At 71.4% G+C, this 16,991-nt stretch carries 18 protein-coding genes; 12 read left to right on the top strand and 6 right to left on the bottom strand.

The genetic code is table 11. The features are described from left to right. Positions 1–8: 8 nt before the first annotated feature. Positions 9–1,013: a LacI family DNA-binding transcriptional regulator gene (locus TR50_RS18840; protein WP_042422439.1), complete on the bottom strand. Its 1,005-nt coding sequence runs from the start codon at positions 1,011–1,013 to the stop codon at positions 9–11. 249 nt (positions 1,014–1,262) lie between these two features. Here TR50_RS18840 and TR50_RS18835 point away from each other — a divergent pair, with 249 nt between their 5' ends. From TR50_RS18835 to TR50_RS18810, 6 genes are all read left to right on the top strand, one after another. Then, positions 1,263–2,693 carry an extracellular solute-binding protein gene (locus TR50_RS18835; RefSeq protein ID WP_042422438.1) on the top strand — a complete coding sequence of 477 codons (1,431 nt, stop codon included), beginning with the start codon at positions 1,263–1,265 and terminating at the stop codon, positions 2,691–2,693. A 93-nt stretch (positions 2,694–2,786) separates the two neighbouring features. Continuing rightward, on the top strand, positions 2,787–3,731 hold the full coding sequence (locus TR50_RS18830) for a carbohydrate ABC transporter permease (RefSeq protein WP_042422436.1): 945 nt from the start codon (positions 2,787–2,789) through the stop codon (positions 3,729–3,731). A gap of 1 nt (position 3,732) precedes the next feature. Next, positions 3,733–4,623: a carbohydrate ABC transporter permease gene (locus TR50_RS18825; RefSeq protein ID WP_042422434.1), complete on the top strand. Its 891-nt coding sequence runs from the start codon at positions 3,733–3,735 to the stop codon at positions 4,621–4,623. 160 nt (positions 4,624–4,783) lie between these two features. After that, positions 4,784–6,412 carry a glycoside hydrolase family 13 protein gene (locus TR50_RS18820; RefSeq protein WP_042422432.1) on the top strand — a complete coding sequence of 543 codons (1,629 nt, stop codon included), beginning with the start codon at positions 4,784–4,786 and terminating at the stop codon, positions 6,410–6,412. 189 nt (positions 6,413–6,601) lie between these two features. Further along, positions 6,602–8,638 (top strand): glycosyl hydrolase family 28-related protein, encoded by a 2,037-nt coding sequence (locus TR50_RS18815; protein ID WP_042422430.1) that lies wholly within the window; start codon positions 6,602–6,604, stop codon positions 8,636–8,638. Between the two features lie 425 nt (positions 8,639–9,063). Then, positions 9,064–10,212 carry a S53 family peptidase gene (locus TR50_RS18810; RefSeq protein ID WP_236654480.1) on the top strand — a complete coding sequence of 383 codons (1,149 nt, stop codon included), beginning with the start codon at positions 9,064–9,066 and terminating at the stop codon, positions 10,210–10,212. An 84-nt stretch (positions 10,213–10,296) separates the two neighbouring features. Here the strand turns inward: TR50_RS18810 and TR50_RS18805 are convergent, their stop codons facing one another. Next, positions 10,297–10,722, bottom strand: coding sequence for an SsgA family sporulation/cell division regulator (locus TR50_RS18805; RefSeq protein WP_052441091.1), 426 nt, complete (start codon positions 10,720–10,722; stop codon positions 10,297–10,299). Positions 10,723–10,916: 194 nt separating this feature from the next. Here TR50_RS18805 and TR50_RS18800 point away from each other — a divergent pair, with 194 nt between their 5' ends. Then, the gene (locus tag TR50_RS18800; RefSeq protein WP_042422566.1) at positions 10,917–11,603 is read left to right on the top strand and encodes a hypothetical protein; all 687 of its coding nucleotides are present in this window, start codon (positions 10,917–10,919) and stop codon (positions 11,601–11,603) included. Positions 11,604–11,670: 67 nt separating this feature from the next. On the opposite strand, the gene TR50_RS18795 is transcribed toward TR50_RS18800, so the two are convergent. Together TR50_RS18795 and TR50_RS18790 are read right to left on the bottom strand one after the other, a co-directional pair. Next, positions 11,671–12,066, bottom strand: coding sequence for a hypothetical protein (locus TR50_RS18795; protein WP_042422427.1), 396 nt, complete (start codon positions 12,064–12,066; stop codon positions 11,671–11,673). A gap of 148 nt (positions 12,067–12,214) precedes the next feature. Continuing rightward, positions 12,215–12,802 carry a TetR/AcrR family transcriptional regulator gene (locus TR50_RS18790; RefSeq protein WP_042422425.1) on the bottom strand — a complete coding sequence of 196 codons (588 nt, stop codon included), beginning with the start codon at positions 12,800–12,802 and terminating at the stop codon, positions 12,215–12,217. 61 nt (positions 12,803–12,863) lie between these two features. Here TR50_RS18790 and TR50_RS18785 point away from each other — a divergent pair, with 61 nt between their 5' ends. Beyond that, complete coding sequence (locus TR50_RS18785) at positions 12,864–13,694, top strand: class I SAM-dependent methyltransferase (protein WP_042422424.1); 831 nt, start codon at positions 12,864–12,866, stop codon at positions 13,692–13,694. 107 nt (positions 13,695–13,801) lie between these two features. Then, positions 13,802–14,155, top strand: coding sequence for a hypothetical protein (locus tag TR50_RS18780; RefSeq protein ID WP_042422422.1), 354 nt, complete (start codon positions 13,802–13,804; stop codon positions 14,153–14,155). Positions 14,156–14,180: 25 nt separating this feature from the next. On the opposite strand, the gene TR50_RS18775 is transcribed toward TR50_RS18780, so the two are convergent. Beyond that, entirely contained in the window at positions 14,181–14,993 is an 813-nt protein-coding gene (locus TR50_RS18775) for an exodeoxyribonuclease III (protein WP_439654230.1), read from the bottom strand. Positions 14,994–15,105: 112 nt separating this feature from the next. On the opposite strand from TR50_RS18775, the gene TR50_RS18770 reads away from it, so the two are divergent. After that, positions 15,106–15,297, top strand: a complete 192-nt coding sequence (locus TR50_RS18770) for a hypothetical protein (protein WP_042422420.1) — start codon at positions 15,106–15,108, stop codon at positions 15,295–15,297. A gap of 30 nt (positions 15,298–15,327) precedes the next feature. Here TR50_RS18770 and TR50_RS18765 read toward each other — a convergent pair whose 3' ends face one another. Beyond that, complete coding sequence (locus tag TR50_RS18765) at positions 15,328–16,125, bottom strand: thioesterase family protein (RefSeq protein ID WP_042422419.1); 798 nt, start codon at positions 16,123–16,125, stop codon at positions 15,328–15,330. Positions 16,126–16,256: 131 nt separating this feature from the next. Between TR50_RS18765 and TR50_RS18760 the strand changes: the two genes are divergently transcribed. Together TR50_RS18760 and TR50_RS43610 are read left to right on the top strand one after the other, a co-directional pair. Beyond that, complete coding sequence (locus TR50_RS18760; protein WP_042422417.1) at positions 16,257–16,535, top strand: isoamylase early set domain-containing protein; 279 nt, start codon at positions 16,257–16,259, stop codon at positions 16,533–16,535. 99 nt (positions 16,536–16,634) lie between these two features. Next, positions 16,635–16,991 (top strand): class I SAM-dependent methyltransferase (locus TR50_RS43610; RefSeq protein WP_152648482.1); only part of this gene is annotated, 357 nt, incomplete at its 3' end.

Here is a 16,991-nt window from a genome sequence, read left to right as displayed (position 1 = left end):
TCGCGCCCCTAGCGGGCCGGGCCGGTCGAGCCGCGGACGACGAGCTCGGGTTCGAACAGGAGCTCCTCCGCCGCCACCGTCGCGCCCTCGATCTGGTTGACCAGCAGCGCGACGGCCGCGCGGCCGAGCGCTTCGATCGGCTGACGGACCGTCGTCAGCGGCGGTTCCGTGCAGTTCATGAAGGCCGAGTCGTCGAAGCCCACCACCGAGACGTCGCCCGGGACGGACAGTCCCGCGCGCCGTGCCGCGCGGATCGCGCCCAGCGCGAGCGGATCGCTGCCGCAGATGATGCCGGTGACGCCGGCGCGCAGCATGCGGCTGGCCGCCGCGTGGCCGCCTTCGAGGGCGAAGAGGGCGTGGGCGACCTGGTCCGGCAGGACCTCTCGGCCGGAGCGCGCGCACTGCTCGGCGAAGGAGGCGAGCTTGCGCTGGGAGGGGATGTGGTCCTCGGGGCCGACGATCATGCCGATGCGCTCGTGGCCGAGCGCGGCGAGGTGGGCGAAGGCCTGCTCGACGGCGACGGTGTCGTCCGTGGAGACCTGGGGGAAGCCGAGGTGTTCGACCGCCGCGTTGAACAGCACGACGGGGATGCCGCGGTCGCGCAGCCGCGCGTAATGCTCGTGCGGGGCGTCGGCCTCCGCGAAGTGGCCGCCGGCGAAGACCACGCCGGAAACCTGCTGGTCCAGCAGCATGTTGACGTAGTCGGCCTCGGAGAGGCCGCCCGCGGTGCGGGTGCACAGCACGGGGGTGAAGCCCCGCTGGGCCAGGGCGCCGCCGACGACCTCGGCGACCGCCGGGAAGATCGGGTTCTGCAGCTCCGGCAGGACCAGGCCGATCAGCCGGGCGCGCTCTCCGCGCAGCTGGCTGGGGCGCTCGTAGCCGAGCACGTCGAGCGCCGCCAGGACCGCGTTCCGGGTGCCCTCGGAGACGCCGGGCCGGCCGTTGAGCACGCGGCTGACCGTGGCCTCGCTGACTCCGACCTTCTGTGCCACCTCGGCGAGTCTGCTCTTCATGGCGCAAGAGTAGAGCAGGATTCGGCAAGCGATTGCAAGAAGCGGTTTGCAGCCCGCAAACGGCCAGGTCAGGACGGGGAGAAGGCGGTTTGACCCGCCCGAAGCCCTTGGCGGCGGTCATGTCAGGCGACGCACAGTCGTGACTTTTCAATTTTGCGTCGAGCTCTTGCGTAAGCCAGCGTGGCGTCCTACGTTCCTCACACGCCGGCTTTCCCCCACCCACCACGTCACTTCGACCATGGGGCACGCATGATGCTGAACAGATCGCGCACGTTCGCCGCCATCGCCATCGCGGCAGGGTTGTGTCTCGGTACCGCCGCCTGCGGCAGCAGCGGCTCGTCCGGGGGCGGCGGCAACGCCGCCGGCGGTGTGGCCGACGGCAAGCCGCTCGACCCGAACGCCACCGTCACCATCTCGATCGACTGCGCGCCGGGCGCCGACCAGGCCGCGGGCAAGGCCAACTACGCCGACGACCTGGCGCTGTTCAAGGTCAAGTACCCCAACGTCACCGTCGACGCGAAGCCCTACGTGGGCCAGTGCGAGGTGCCGGCGCAGCAGACCGCCGAGTACAAGGCCCACGACGAGACCGGCGCGTACCACGCCTACTTCACCGACCAGGAGCAGACGCTCAACTCCGGTGACGCCGCCGACATCAGCGCCTACGTCAACGACCAGACGGTGCCCGGCTACTCGACCATGCTGCCGAGCGTCAAGCAGAACCTCGGCACGGGCGGCAAGACCTACGCCCTGCCGATCAACTACTACTCCACCGGGCTCGTCTACAACCGCGACCTGTTCAAGAAGGCCGGTCTCAACCCCGACCAGCCGCCCACCACCTGGGACCAACTCCAGGCCGACGCCAAGAAGATCGCCGCGCTCGGCAACGGCATCACCGGCTACGAGGACTACAGCGGCGGCAACACCGGCGGCTGGCACTTCACCTCCGAGCTCTACAGCCTCGGCGGCCAGATGGTGAACGCAGGCGGCACCAAGGCCGCGTTCAACTCCCCGCAGGGCAAGCAGGTCCTCCAGCGCCTGCACGACATGCGCTTCGTCGACCACAGCATCGGCGCGACCCCCGTCACCCAGTGGGCCGACGCCTTCCCGCCGCTGGCCACCGGCAAGGTCGGCATGTTCATCGGCGCGCCGGACGTGGTCAAGCACCTGATCGAGGTGCTCGGCGCGGACAAGAACGCCTTCGGCCTCGGCCCGATGCCGGGCGCCTCCGGCCCCGGCAACAGCCTCGGCGGCGGCGACCTCTACTACTTCAAGAAGGGCCAGACCCCGAACCAGATCAAGGCCGAGATCGCCTGGATCGACTTCGAGTACCTGACCCCCGACGCCGGCCAGTTCAACTTCTCCCGGGCCGCGACGCTCGCCGGCTCCAGCAAGGACCCGGTGGCGATCTCCATCCCCGAGCCGTACTTCTGGGCTTCGAACTCCCCGCAGATCAACCAGATCACGAGCTCGCTCAAGACCAACGGCAACCTGCCGCTGTCCAACTACGACCCCTACGTCAACAACCCGACCAGCAGCGTCAACGAGCCCCCGGCGGCGCAGCAGCTCTACAAGGTCCTCGACACGGCGATGTCGGCGGCGATGACCGACCCCAACGCCAACCTGGACCAGGTGCTGTCCACCGCCGAGACCCAGGCCAACCAGATTCTCGCGAATCAGTGACGTCTGGCCAACCAGTGACGTGTCGTCCGACCGGACCGCTCCAACCCCGCCGCGGTCCGGCCGGACGGCCGACACCTTGACGAGGAGTCACCCATGGCTGTCACGCTGACACGCGGCGGCGCCCGCGTCGACGCGGCGGGCGCCGGACCGCACGACCGGTTCGCGGCCCTGCGCCGCTCGCTGGCGCGGAACCTGCGCGCCCACGCCTTCCTGATCGGCGCGCTGCTCTGCTTCGTGCTGTTCACCTGGTACCCGATGATCCGCGAGATCGTGATGTCGTTCCAGCGGGTCCACTACGGCGAGGCCCAGTGGGTCGGCCTCGCCAACTACCGGCAGATCACCGCCGACCCGGAGTTCTGGGCGGCCTGGCGCAGTACGCTGGAGTTCACCGGCATCGCCCTGTTCTTCGGCTTCGCGGCGCCCTTCGTGGCCGCGATCGTCATCAACGAGTGCCGCCACGCCCAGGGTTACCTGCGGGTCCTGGTCTACCTGCCGGTGATGCTGCCCCCGGTGGCCGGCATCCTGCTCTTCAAGTACTTCATGGACCCCGGCTACGGTCTGTTCAACCAGATCCTGCACGCGCTGCACCTGCCCACCTCCTCGTGGCTGGCGTCGAAGAGCACCGCGATGCCCTCGCTGGTGCTCGTCTCGACCTGGGGCAACATGGGCAGCGCCACCCTGGTCTACCTCGCCGCCCTCCAGGGCATCCCCGGCGAGCTCTACGAGGCCGCCGAACTGGACGGGGCCAACCTGCTCCAGCGGATCTGGCACGTCACCGTGCCGCAGACCCGGCTGATCCTGTCGCTGATGCTGATGCTGCAGGTGGTGGCCACCATGCAGATGTTCACCGAGTCGTTCGTCCTCACCGGCGGCGGGCCCGAAGGGTCGACCACGACCGTGGTCTACCTGCTCTACAACTACGCGTTCAACTATGACAAGTTCAACACCGCGGCTGCCCTGGGCGTGATCATGCTGCTGGTGCTCGGCTGCTTCTCGGCGCTCTACCTGTGGCTGGAGCGCCGCGGACGGGAGGAGTGACATGACGACCGCCGCCCACTCCGGCGCCACCCGCACGCTCGTCTCCCCGGTCCGGCTCGCCCAGCCGCGCGGACGCCTGCTCTACCGGCTCGTGCTGACGCTGGTGCTGCTGGTCACCACGATCGCCTTCGTCGGCCCGCTGTACTGGATGGCCACCGGCGGCTTCAAGTCCTCCCAGGAGCTGGTGCGCACCCCGCCCACGCTCTTCCCGACCCACCCCGCCACACACGCCTTCACCGAGGCCTGGTCCAGGCTCGGCATGGGCGGACTGCTGCTCAACACCGTCGTCTACGCCGGCGGAGCGCTCCTCTTCCAACTGCTGTTCGACGTCGCCGCCGCCTACGCGCTGTCCAAGCTGCGCCCGGTGCTCGGCAACGTGATCCTCGGCATGATGCTGGCCTCGATGATGATCCCCGCTGCGGCGCTGGTCATCCCGCAGTACCTGACCGTGCTCGATCTGCCGCTGGTCCACTGGAACCTCCAGGACACCCCGTGGGTCATCTGGCTGCCCACCGTGGCCAACGCCTTCAACATCTTCCTGCTGAAGCGGTTCTTCGACTCCATCCCGAACGAGCTCCTCGACGCGGCGGCCATCGATGGCGCAGGCCCGCTGCGCGTGCTCTGGTCGGTGGTGCTCCCGCTGTCGCGGCCGATCCTCGGCGTCGTCTCCATCTTCGGCGTGGTCGCGGTCTGGAAGGACTTCCTCTGGCCGCTGATCACCGTGCCCTCGCACGAGACGCTCAACGTCGGCGTCAACACCGCGGCGACCTCCATGCCGGAGAACTCCCTGATCGCCGGGCTGTTCCTGGCCTCGATCCCGACCATCGCGCTGTTCCTGGTCTTCCAGCGCAACATCATGGCGGGACTCACCGCGGGCGGCCTCAAGGGCTAGCCGGGCCGGCCAGGGCCGTCGTCCGCCCCCGCCGGGCGCGTCGCCCGACGCGAACCCCGTCGTCCCGGCCCGCCGCCCGCCCCTGACCGGGGGCCGGCCGGGACGGCGGCTCCCCAACCCGATGACGTCATCTCGATGACTTCCAGAAAGCAGGTTCGTCGTGCCCGGAACCGGAGAGCGCGAGCTCCCGTGGTGGCGGAACGCCGCGATCTACCAGATCTACCCCCGCAGCTTCGCCGACGGCGACGGCGACGGGGTGGGCGACCTGGCCGGGCTGCGCGCGCGCCTGCCCTACCTCGCCGAGCTCGGCGTCGACGCGATCTGGATCAACCCCTGGTACGCCTCGCCCCAGGCCGACGCCGGCTACGACGTCGCCGACTACCGCGCCATCGACCCGCTGTTCGGCACGCTGGCCGACGCGGAGGGGTTGATCCGCCAGGCGCACGAGCTCGGCATCCGCGTCGTCATCGACATCGTGCCGAACCACACCAGCGACCAGAACCCCTGGTTCCAGGCCGCGTTGGCGGCGGGACCGGGCTCGCCCGAGCGGGCGCGGTTCTGGTTCCGGCCCGGACGCGGCGCGGACGGGGAGCTGCCGCCGACCGAGTGGCAGGGCTTCTTCGGCGGTCCGACCTGGACCCGCGTCACCGAGCCCGACGGCCGGCCGGGGGAGTGGTACCTGCACCTGTTCGCCCCCGAGCAGCCCGACTTCAACTGGGAGCACGACGACGTCCGCGCCGAGTTCGAGAGCGTGCTGCGCTTCTGGTTCGACCGCGGTGCGGACGGCTTCCGCATCGACTCGGCCGCGCTGCTGGTCAAGGACGCGGACCTGCCCGTGAGCGACCCCGAGGAGCGCGCCTTCACCGACCGCGAGGAGGTCCACGAGGTCTACCGCGCGTGGCGGCGCGTCGCCGAGTCCTACGGGGGCGGGCTCGTCCTCATCGGCGAGGTCTGGCTGCCGGACGCCGCCCGGATGGCGCGCTACCTGCGTCCCGACGAGATGCACACCGTCTTCAACTTCCCTTATCTGGAGTGCGCGTGGGAGGCGGAGCGGCTGCGCGGCGTCATCGACGACACCCTGCGCTTCCACCACGAGGCCGGCGCGCCGGCCACCTGGGTGCTGTCCAACCACGACGTCGACCGGGTGGTCAGCCGCTACGGCCGTGAGGACACCTCCTTCGCGATCTACGCCCGGCAGCACGGCCGCCCCGTGGACCTCGCCCGCGGGACGCGCCGCGCGCGGGCCGCGGCCCTGCTGACACAGGCGCTGCCCGGCGCGGTCTACGTCTACCAGGGCGAGGAGCTCGGCCTGTGGGAGGTCGAGGACATCCCCGACGACCTGCGGCAGGACCCGATGTGGGAACGGAAGGGCCGCAACCCGGCGGACCCCGGGCGGGACGGCTGCCGCGTCCCGCTGCCCTGGTCGGGCGGCGAGCCGCCGTTCGGCTTCTCGCCCGCCGACGCCGGCGGTGTGCCGTGGCTGCCGCAGCCGGAGGCGTGGAAGGAGTACACGGTCGAGGCGCAGGCCGCCGACGCGGGGTCGATGCTCTCCCTCTACCGGGAGGCGCTGCGGCTCCGCCGCGAGCTGGGCGACGGCGGCTTCGAGTGGCTGGAAGGGACACCGCAGGGGGTGCTGGCCTTCCGGAGGGGAGAGGGCTTCGCCTGCGTGGTGAACCTCTCGGCTGAGGCCGTCGCCCTCCCCTTCACCGGCACCGTGCTGCTGGCCAGCGACGAGCTGCACGGTCAGTCGGCCCTCCCGTCCGACACGGCCGTCTGGCTCAGGGTCTGAGATCCGAGCAAGTCGCACCATCCAGGGGCGCGAGGAACTGCCGCGACAAGCCACCCGCCCAGGTAGAGCCCCGAATGTGCGGGGCCGTCCGCTCATCAGTGGTTTCTCGCCCCCACGCGGCGGAGCCGCACATCGGTGGAGCCTCGCGCCCCTGAAGGTCCTTCCCGTCTGCCAAAAAGGAGCCGCTCGATGTCGCACAGAAAGAGACAACTCTCCCTCGCCATCGCCGTAGGTCTGCTCGCCGCCGTCGGAGGGACCGGCGCGGCGCATGCCACTGCCCACGGACCGGAGCCCGTGGTGACGCAGGCCGGGATCGACCCGTCGCTGCTGCGGGGCCGGGGTGCGAACCCCGGCTTCGCCGAGCAGAACGCCTTCAACGCCCGGACCGACGGGACGGTGATCGGGCCCGACACGACGCCGTACACCCTCGCGTCCGAGGCCACCGGCCGTAAGGCCGTCTCGCTGACGCCGGGTCAGTACGTGGACTTCACCCTGCCCGCCGACACCAACGCGATCACCGTCCGCTACAGCATCCCGGACGCCCCGGACGGCGGCGGCATCACCGCGCCGCTCGACGTCAGCGTCGACGGGAAGCACCGCCGGACGATGACGCTGACCTCGCAGTACGCCTGGCTCTACAACGAGTACCCGTTCACCAACGACCCGGGCGCCGGTCCGCTGGACCCGGACTGGTGGACCACCGAGTGCAGCTGCGTGCCGGACCAGACGACGCCCGCGCCCGTCTTCCCGACGCCGTTCCGGCCCAGCCACTTCTACGACGAGCAGCGCCTGCTGCTCGACCACACCTACCACGCGGGGCAGGTGATCCGGCTGGCCGTCCTGGCCGGAAGCCCGGCCGCGACCACGACGATCGACGTGCTCGACACGCAGCGCGTCGCGCCGCCGCTGCGCGCGCCCGAGCACGCCCTCGACGTCCGGGACTTCGGCGCCGACCCGACCGGGGTCAAGGACTCCGCCGACGCCTTCGACGCGGCGGTCGCCGCCGCACAGCGCAGCGGACGGACGGTGTGGGTGCCGCCGGGGACGTACCAGGTGAACCGGCACATCATCGTCGACCACGTGACCATCCAGGGCGCGGGCAACTGGTACACCGTCATCAAGGGCCACCAGGTGACGCTCTCCTCGCCCATGCCCGACGGCTCGGTCCACACCGGGGTCGGTTTCTACGGCAAGGACGCCTCCGCCGGCGGCAGCCACGACGTGCACCTGCGGGACTTCGCCATCGAGGGCGACGTGCGCGAGCGGATCGACACCGACCAGGTCAACGGTGTCGGCGGCGCGCTCAGTGACTCCTCGATCGAGGGGCTGTACATCCAGCACACCAAGGTGGGCATCTGGCTGGACGGCCCGATGAACGACCTGCGGATCACCGGCAACCAGATCGCCGACCAGATCGCCGACGGCATCAACTTCCACGGCGGGGTGACGAACTCGCTCATCGCGGGCAACTTCGTCCGCAACACCGGGGACGACGGGATCGCGCTCTGGTCCGCACCGGCCGCCGACGCGCACGACGTCGTCGCGCACAACACCGTGCAGACGCCCGTGCTGGCCAACGGCATCGCGCTCTACGGCGGTTCGGACCTCACCGTCTCCGGCAACCTCGTCGCCGACCCGATCCGGGAGGGCAGCGCGATCCAACTGGGCACCCGCTTCGGCGCGGTGCCGTTCGCGGGCCGGATCTCGGTCGCGGACAACACCACCGTCCGGGCCGGGACCTTCGAGTTGAACTGGAAGATCGGGCTGGGCGCGATCTGGATCTACGCGCTGGAGCACAGCATCGACGCGGACGTCCAGGTCACCGGCGACGACTTCCTGGACAACACCTACGACGCCGTCATGCTGGTCTCGGACTACAGCGTGAAGGACCAGTACTCCATCAGCAACGTGCACTTCAGCCACATCCGGGTGGACGGCACGGGCACCGACGTGGTCAGCGCCCGCGCGGCCGGGAACGCGACGTTCCAGGACGTGGAGGCACGGAACGTGGGCGCGGTCGGGGTGAACAACTGCGGCTCGTTCCACTTCACCTCGGCGGGCTCGGAGTTCTCCCTCACCGACCTGGGCGGCAACACCGGCGGCGGCACGACCGGCGCCTGGCTGGCGCCGTGGGAGCTGCCGAACACGATCACCTGTGACGACCGCCCCGCCGTCGTCCCGCCGGCCGCGCCGAGCCCCTGGCTCGCCCCGGACGCCTCCCACTGACCGGCACCGCCTCCTTCAGGGGCGGCGCCGTCAACGGCCGGGCCGGCTCCGTCGAGGAGCCGGTCCGGCCGTCCGCTGTGAATCTCCTGGACGTCGGGCCGCTGGTTTTCGCGCTTAGGTAAGGGTTTCTGACGGTTCGACACATGGGGCTACGCGCGGAGCATTGTTGCGGGCGGGTAAACGTGAGTTTCATCGGCCGACCATCTCTTGTCAGTCCGCAGACACCGTGGGTACGGTTCTCGCCAGCTGACACCACTTAAGAGGGTGTTCAGAGGTTCCTCGCTACGTCATATCGTTCGCGCAGGTGGCACGGTGTCGTGTCCGCCTGCGCGAACGGGCCCGAACTCCCCACTGGAGGCTGTACGTTGCGCACCTCGTCGATATCCGCCGCGGCCACCGCCGTCGCCCTCGGCGTCTCGGCCCTCATGGCCGCCGCGCCCGCCCAGGCCGCGTCCACCCACGGCGCTTCCTGGACCCGCTCGTGCGCCGTCGACCTGACTCCCGGTCACGTCTTCTGTAACGCGCTGCACGTCACCAGCACCGCCGAGCACGTCCGCGCCACCGGCGTCACCCCCAATGCCACGCCGTCCGGCTACGGACCCTCGGACCTGCGCTCCGCGTACAACATCGCCGCCAACGGCGGCGCGGGCCAGACCGTCGCGATCGTCGACGCCTACAACGACCCGAACGCGGCCTCCGACCTCGCGGTCTACCGCTCGCAGTACGGCCTGCCGGCCTGCACCACTGCCAGCGGCTGCCTGAAGATCGTCAGCCAGACCGGCAGCAGCACCCTGCCGAGCAGCAACTCCGGCTGGGCCGGCGAGATCTCGCTCGACCTGGACATGGTCTCCGCGATCGCCCCCAACGCGCACATCATCCTGGTCGAGGCCAAGACGGCGAGCATGACCAACCTGGGCACCGCGGTCAACGAGGCCGCCAAGCTCGGCGCCACCGAGATCTCCAACAGCTACGGCGGCTCGGAGTCCTCCGCCGACACCAGCTACGACAGCACCTACTTCAACCACCCCGGCATCGTGATCACCGCCTCCTCCGGTGACGGCGGCTACGGAGTGGAGTACCCGGCGGCGTCCCCGAACGTCACCGCGGTCGGCGGCACCTCGCTCAGCAAGGCGTCCAACACCCGTGGTTGGAGCGAGAGCGTCTGGTCCACCTCCAGCACCGAGGGCGCCGGCTCCGGCTGCTCCGCCTATGAGCCCAAGCCGTCCTGGCAGAAGGACACCGGCTGCTCGAAGCGGACCGTCGCCGACGTCTCCGCGGTCGCCGACCCGGCGACCGGCGTGGCCGTCTACCAGACCTACGGCGCGTCCGGCTGGAGCGTCTACGGCGGCACCTCCGTCGCGGCCCCGCTCATCGCCGGCGTCTACGCCGACGCGGGCACGCACAGCGCCTCGGTCCCGGCCAAGAACCTGTACGCCAACACCACGTCGCTCAACGACGTGACCACGGGCAAGACCGCCAGCTGCTCCCCGGCCTACCTCTGCACCGCGGAGACCGGCTACGACGGCCCGACCGGCCTCGGCACCCCGAACGGCCTGACCGCCTTCACCGGCTGACGCCGACCCCTCACGAGCGCCCGGCCACCCTGCGGTGGCCGGGCGCTCCGGCTTTCGGGGCGGCCTCCGGCTTTCCGGACGGTCTCAGCCGAGGCGACCCGCGGTGAGCAGGGGGCTCGCGGTGAGGGAGTCGACGTCCAGGCGCTGCACCTCCTCGCCCTCGGGGACGAGACGAAGCGTCCGCAGAGCGAAGGCCCCGGCCTCGGCTGCCGGGATCTCGACGACAGCCGTCCCGGTGTCCCCGGCCAGCACCACGGAGAGCAGGTGACGGCCCCCGTCGAAGGCCGGTCGGATGCGCACGTCGCCCGATCCGCACGGGCGGCGGAGCCCCTCGAGCAGCAGGTCGCGCCCGAAGACCCAGACGACCGGATCGGGCCGGTCGGTGTGGAAGAGCAGCCGGACCTCGTAGGGCTCCTCGGCGCGGTACTCCAGCCGCGCTGCCAGCGCGCGGCCGCACCGGTCCGCCACCTGCTGGTGCGCGATCAGGTCGTGCGCGATGCGCATCGTCATCCGTCCTTCCTCTGCCGTCGCGACCGCCGCCGCAGCGGTCACACCAGGGGAGAGGGCGTCGGCCTCGGACTCTTACAGCGGTTGTGGAAACCTGTTCGTTCGATTGACATGCCGTCACCCTGCGCGTATGACCATTGCAGGGCGTCACGAAAGCGGAATGGCGTCCGCCGTCACCGGTCCAGGGGGTGTGGCGCATGACGACTGTCGAGGCGGTCGCTCGAACCGACCAGGACACCACTACCGTCAAGCGCCTGCGGCTGGGCGTCGGAATCGTGGGCATCGCCCTGCCGATCGTGCTGCCGCTGGGCAACAGCATCATCTCCGCGCATCTCGGCCTGCTGGCCTCGCTGAGCGGTTCGTACTACACCCACATGCGCAACGTCTTCGTCGGCGGCCTGTGGGCCATCGGGGTGATCCTGCTCTGCTACCGCCACAACCGCCGTGAGGACGTGTGGAGTTCGGTGGCGGGCTTGTTCGCGGTCGTGGTCGCGATGTGCCCGATGGAACCGCCGGCCTCGATCGTCGCCCACCCGTCGACCACGCAGAAGTTGCTCGGCGAGATCCACGTCGTCTCCGCCGCGATCGTCTTCACCGCCCTCGCCGTCTTCTGCGTCCGCCTCTTCCGCGACGCCTCCGAGCCGGACGGCCCGCTGCGGCGGCGGATCTACCTGGTCTGCGGCGTCGTCATCGGCCTCTGCATCGCGGGCATACTCTTCGCCGACCTGCTCCACTTCACCGGCGCGGGCGGGCTGACGCCCGTCTTCGCGGGGGAGTCGGTCTCGGTCTTCGCCTTCGGCGCGGCGTGGTTCGTCAAGAGCGACGCCATCGCGGACTTGGCGCGGGCGACCGGACGCCCCGCGATGGCCGCGGCCTGGCGTTGACGGCAGAGGCGTCGCCTGGGAAGGTGCGCCGCCCCTACCTTCGTCAGCTTCGTACCTCGTGGCCGCGTCAGGGAGTGTGGACCACGTCCAGGTTGGTGACCTTCGCGCAGACCGCGAAGGCCTGGATCGTGCCCGCGTCGGTGGGGTCGGTGTTCGTGCCGTAGGCCCACCACGTCTCGTTGCCGATCGGCCTGCTCGCCGAGAGGTTGTAGCGCGCGACGTAGGAGTTCCCAGCCTTCACCTCGGCTCCGCCGCCCGTGAGGACCTCCCCGGCCGGACACTTGGCCGAGGCCGCCGCGTCCCCGGCGTAGCCGTTGCCGGGCGCCTTGGGAAGCGGCACCTTCGGGCCCTCGACGATGTGCATCGTTCCCGTGCCGGCGGCGGCCGCAAAGCCGCCCGAGCCGACCAGCATGGCCGCCGTCGCCGCTGCGGCCAGACCGTACTTCATCGCGCGCTTGACCACTGGGGTCTCCTTGTTTCTCACCGCGAGGGGAGTCATTGGGCTCCACAGGGCTCGTCGGTGCATGTACACCTCACGTACCCGCATATAGTTCGAGTACGTACCATGCTCTTGCCGTTTCACCCTTTGCGCCCAAGCGCAGTCGGCGGGGTCAGCGCAGCCACGCTCCCGTCACGCCGGTGATGACGCGTCGGAGCGCCCCCGGGTCCGGCGGGGCGCCGGTGCGGTCGGCGAGGAGGAGGTGGGCGGCGCCGATGAGGGTGGGCGCGAGGGCGTCCACGTCGGTGTCGGGGGAGAGGCGGTCGAGGTCGCGTTCGGTCGCGAGGTAGGCGGCGAGGACGGCCGCAGCGTCGCCGAGCAGCGGGACACCCCTCGGGCGTGCCTCGCGCAGGCGCGCGCGGAGGGCGTCGCGGGAGATGACCAGCCCGACGACGGCGACGGCCACCGGGCCGAGCATGTCCGTGAGCGCGTCCGCGAGGTTGTCGACCACGGCCCCCCGGCCGGCGGCGGCCTGGAGGGTCGCCGCCCGCGCGTCGATGCGGGCGATGCGGTCGAGGACGAGCTCGGCGAGGAACGCGTCGAAGTCCGGGAAGTGCCGGTGCAGCACGCCCTTGGCGCAGTCCGCCTCGGTCGTGACGGCCCGGCTGGACAGTGCGCTCGGGCCCTCGCGCAGCAGCACGCGCTCGGCGGCCTCGAACAGCTGCTGGCGCGGGTCGCGGATGGCCACGCCGGTCGGCATCGGGGAACCCCTCTCCTGGATGTCCTTGACGAGTGGGCGACCGCCCACTCATAGTGGGCACATGCCCACTCTACCGCCCGAGGGGGCTCTCCCCTCTCCCGTCTCGCCGCATCAGGTCCGTGAGCTCGCCGAATCGTTCGGCACCGATCCCGAGCGCTACGACCGGGCCCGCCCGCGTTATCCCGACGCCCTGGTCGAGGCCGTGCTCGCGGCGAGCCCCGGGCGCTCGGTCCTGGACGTCGGCGTCGGCACCGGCATCGCGGCCCGGCAGTTCGAGGCCGCAGGCTGCACCGTGCTCGGCGTCGACGCCGACCCGCGGATGGCCTCCTGGGCGCGAGACCGGCGCGGGTGCGAGGTCGAGATCGCCCGCTTCGAGAGCTGGGACCCGGCCGGGCGCCTCTTCGACGCCGTCGTCTCCGGTCAGACCTGGCACTGGGTCGACCCTCTCGCGGGCGCGGCGAAAGCCGCCCACGCCCTGCGGCCCGGCGGCCGCCTCGCCGCGTTCTGGAACGTCGACCAGCCCTCGCCCGAAGTCGCCGCGGCCTTCGGCGCCGTCTACCGCCGCCTGCTGCCCGACTCGCTCGCCGCCGCCCAGTGGTCGGCCTCGGGCGGGGTCCGCTACGCCGCGCTCACCGCGCGTGCGACGGACGGGATCCGCGCCAGCGGCTCCTTCAGCGAGCCCGAGGAGTGGCACTTCGCCTGGGACCGCGACTACACCCGCGATCAGTGGCTCGACCAGCTGCCCACCACGGGCGGCCACACCCGGCTCCCCGCCGCGCAGTTGGAGCAGGTGCTGTCAGCCGTGGCCGACGCCGTGGACGCGATGGGCGGAGCGTTCACCCTGCACTACACGGCCGTGGCGGTCACGGCCACCCGCACGAGCAGAAGCTGAACGGGACCCAGGCGCCTGAGGCGTCCCGGTCGAAGGCCCCGCATCCGCAGCCGTGCTGGGGAAACTCCCTGGCAGGTGCGCGGCGTCGTGGGTATGGTCCGGTGCCCATGACCAGCAGGCCCTCGACGACGACTCTGTGGCGACCCACCGGACCCAGGGAGCTGGACCTGGTGCGGGAGCTCAACTGGCGTGCGTGGCCGCCGCGCCTGCCCGAGCAGCCGATCTTCTATCCGGTCCTCAACGAGGACTACGCGATCCGGATCGCCAGGGACTGGAACGTCAGGTTCGACGGTGGCGGCTTCGTGACGCGCTTCGAGGTCGAGTCGGCGTTCCTGGACCGCTACCCGGTCCAGCAGGTGGGCGGGGAGACGATCCTGGAGCTGTGGGTGCCCGCCGAGGAGCTGGACGAGTTCAACGCCCATATCGTCGGCGAGATCCAGGTGGTGCACGAGTTCCGGTGACCGCGGTGAGCGCCGGGGTCCGGCGTCAGGAGACCGGCGGGTTCCAGTCGAAGGCGACCGTGACCGGCGCGTGGTCGCTCCAGCGCTCCGGGTGGGACTCGGCGCGCTCGACGACGCCGGAGACGGCGCGGGCGGCGAGGCCGGGGGTGGTGACGACGTAGTCGATGCGCCAGCCGCTGTCCTGGTCGAAGGCGCGGCCGCGGTAGGACCACCAGGAGTACGGGCCGGTGACGTCCGGGTGGAGGCTGCGGACGGTGTCGACGTAGCCGAGCTCGTCGAAGACGCGGGTGAGCCAGGCGCGCTCCTCGGGGAGGAAGCCGGCGTTCTTCTGGTTGGCCTTCCAGTTCTTCAGGTCCGCCTCACGGTGCGCGATGTTCCAGTCGCCGCAGACCACGACCTCGCGGCCCTGCTCGGCGGCGCGCTCGCGCAGGCGCTTCAGGTGGTCGAGGAACTCGCCCATGAAGCGCTCCTTCTCGTCCTGGCGCGGCGTGCCGACCTCGCCCGAGGGAAGGTAGAGACTGGCGACGGTGACGCCCGGCAGGTCGATCTCCGCGTAGCGGCCGGAGCCGTCGAACTCGTCCGAGCCGAAGCCGATCTTCATCCGCTCCGGCTCGCGCCGCGACAGCACCGCCACGCCTGCCCGGCCCTTCGCCGTCGTCGAGGGCGCCCACAGCACGTGCCAGCCGGCGGGCGCCGCGACCTCGGCCGCGAGCTGGCCGGGCTCGGCGCGCACCTCCTGGAGGCAGACGACGTCCGCCGAGGTGTTCGCGAGCCACTCGACGTAGCCCTTGCCCGAGGCGGCGCGCAGGCCGTTGACGTTGACGGTGGTGATGATCACCTGGGAGCTCATTCCTCGCGAGTCGGGTCCAGGCGGTCGCACCGGCGACGCGCCCGTCCCACCTTACGACGCGCCGCAGCCGGGACCCGCCCCCACCCGATACGCTCCGGACATGACCTCGAGCTCCGACGACTACGACAGCACGAACTGCGTCTGGTGCGGGGCCGCGGTCCAACTCGGTCCCGACGGCGGATACGTCTGCGGGCAGTGCACCTACACCGTCACCCCTCCCGGCTACGAGAAGCAGGCCGCGGCCGAGCGCGCGCAGATCAGCGCGCGCCGCCACGCGAAGCGCCCCGGCTGAGGGCCGTGCCTTCCGGCGTGCTTCACGGCGTCAGCGCGCGGCGATGAACAGGCTCTGCGCGGAGCGGCCGATGACGCCCTTCTCGTCCAGCAGTTGCGCGTCCGCGAGCCCGATGCCCGCCTGGTCGACGCTGGTGCGCGCGTCCAGGCCGACCCACTCGCCCACCGGCGGCCGCCGCAGGTGGACCGTGAGGTCGGGGTTGACGTAGGTGTGGCGCCGGAAGTCCAGCGCGCCGGAGATGCCGTTGCCGGAGTCGGCGGCGATCAGCACCCGGGACAGGCCCGAGGTCTCCTCGCCCGCGACCAGCGGGAGCCGCATCCGGAACCAGGCGGTGGCGGGGCCCGGCTCGGTGACCGAGCCGTGGGCGAAGCGCAGTTCCATCGCGGTGTGGTAGCCCTCGTCCCACGGCAGCGGGAAGGCCTGCGGGGTCGACTGCTCGGGGCCGGGAACCGCGAGCGGCGACTCGATCGTCGGCAGGTCGGCGAGCTCCGCAGGCTCCCCGACACGGATCCGCAGCGCGTGCGCCCGCGCCGCCACCTTGCCCTCGGCGGTGCGCAGTTCGGCGTCCACGCGCTCGACGCTGCGGCCCGTCTCGGCCTCCCGCACGGCGACGCGCACCTCACCCAGCGGCACCGGCCGCAGGATCTCGAAGGTCATCCGGACGACGCGGAAGCCCTCCCGTGCCCCGGGCCGCTGCTCGACCGCACGGCCGAGCAGCGCGGCCGGCGGACCGGCGTGCTGCGAGTCGGGCGACCAGGGCCCACGGGTCGCGGCGGTGGCGGCGAAGCGCTGCTCGCCGAGCGGGAGGTAGAAGGCTTCAGCGGTCACTACCGAAGGGTAACCATCCGGAGGGCTCCGGCGGGAGACCAGGGTCGCCTTTCACCCGCGCGCGGCATCGGCCATGCTGGTGCGCGGCGCACGGAAACCCGTGCGGTGGGAGCGGTAGGGGAGGCGACGCGATGCTCACGCGGACGCGACTGTTCGGCGGCAAGACCCGGGTGACGTTCCGGCTTCCGGCCCAGGTGCCAGTGGGGACGGTGAGCGTGGTCGGCGACTTCAACGGATGGCGGCCCGGCACCGCCGAGCTGGTCCAACGCCGGGACGGCACCCGCACGGTGAGCATCTCCTTCCCGCCCGGCGAGCACCGCTTCCGGTACCTCGCCACGGGCGGCGTCTGGTTCGACGACGAGGCGGCGGACCGGATCGACCCCCAGGGCAGCCTGATCCGCCTGGAGTAGACGAGCGCGGCGGAGCGGACGAAGCGGACGGAACGGACGGTCAACGGCGTATCGTCGCCGTCACCCCGCAGACGCGATCGAGGAGACCGGTGACCGCCCATGGCTGAGCGACAGGCTGTCCGTCATCCCGTTTTCGCCAGGCTCTGGTCGAGGGTCATCGGCCCCGCGCTGGAGAAGGCCGGCATCACGGAGCACCGCAGGCGGCTGCTGGCCGGGCTGTCCGGGGAGGTCGTCGAGATCGGCGCGGGCAACGGGCTGAACTTCGCCCACTACCCGCGCGAGGTCACCCGCGTCCTGGCCGTCGAGCCCGAGCCGGACCTGCGCGCCCTCGCCGAGGAGACGGCGCGCGCCGCCCCGGTGCCGGTCACGGTCGTGGCGGGACGGGCCGAGCGGGGGCCCGCCGACGAGGCGTCGTTCGACGCGGCCGTCGTCTGCCTGCGCTGTGCTCGGGCGCGG

The sequence above is a fragment of the Streptacidiphilus anmyonensis genome, from assembly GCF_000787855.1.
GTDB classification, from domain to species: Bacteria; Actinomycetota; Actinomycetes; order Streptomycetales; family Streptomycetaceae; genus Streptacidiphilus; species Streptacidiphilus anmyonensis.
This window is presented reverse-complemented; position numbering and strand designations above follow the sequence as displayed.